General features: G+C 74.0%; 1 protein-coding gene. It reads right to left on the bottom strand.

Features of this window, described 5'->3' with window-relative positions; genetic code table 11:
- Nucleotides 1-27: 27 nt before the first annotated feature.
- Nucleotides 28-650 (bottom strand): hypothetical protein (locus V6U88_RS30195; RefSeq protein WP_334458302.1); only part of this gene is annotated, 623 nt, incomplete at its 5' end.

Below are 650 nucleotides of genomic sequence, written 5' to 3'. Positions count from 1 at the left end.
CCCGCAGGCCGCCGCAGCCCGGTCACGTCAGGGCAGCTCCGACGGGCGGTAGCTGGTCGTTCCCTTGTCGCTGTGCACGGTCACCGTGAGGCGGTCGACCTCGCCGCCCTCAGGACCCGGCCACCAGGCCGCCCACCAACCGGACTTCACGCTGGCCTGGAAGACCTTGCCGTTGTCGAGGCTCACGTCCACCCGGTTGACCCCCGGGCCCACCAGGCCGACGATGTTCGACCACTGGGCGTCGCCGTCGCCCATGGAGCTCATCGTCTGCAGGTCCACGGTGCCGGCGGGCAGGGCCGGCGGTGGGCCGTCGGCCAGGCCCATCGAGGCGAGCTGGTCGTCGTCTCCCGCGCTCAGGCACTCGACGATGACGCCGCTGCTCTTCTTCATGATGAGCAGCGTCGCGAGCCCGCGCTGCTCGGCGAGGAGTACGTCCTCCGGGTTGACCGCCGACGAGCTGCCCCCCACGTCGTTCCCGGCGCAGTCCCGGGCCTGCGGCAGCACCTGCGCACCGGTCAGCGAACCGGGTGCGGGCGTCCAGGCCGCGACCGCCTTCTCGGCCGTCCCCGGCAGCAGCGCGGGCACGGCCACGACCCCGGCGGCACCCGCGGCGACCGCGGCGAGGCCCATCACCAGCCGGCGCTTCACCG

The organism is Micromonospora sp. CPCC 205739, from assembly GCF_036906795.1.
In the GTDB taxonomy this organism is placed as follows: Bacteria; Actinomycetota; Actinomycetes; order Mycobacteriales; family Micromonosporaceae; genus Micromonospora.
Note: the sequence above shows the minus strand (reverse complement) of the source record. Positions and strands in the feature narration are given on the sequence as shown.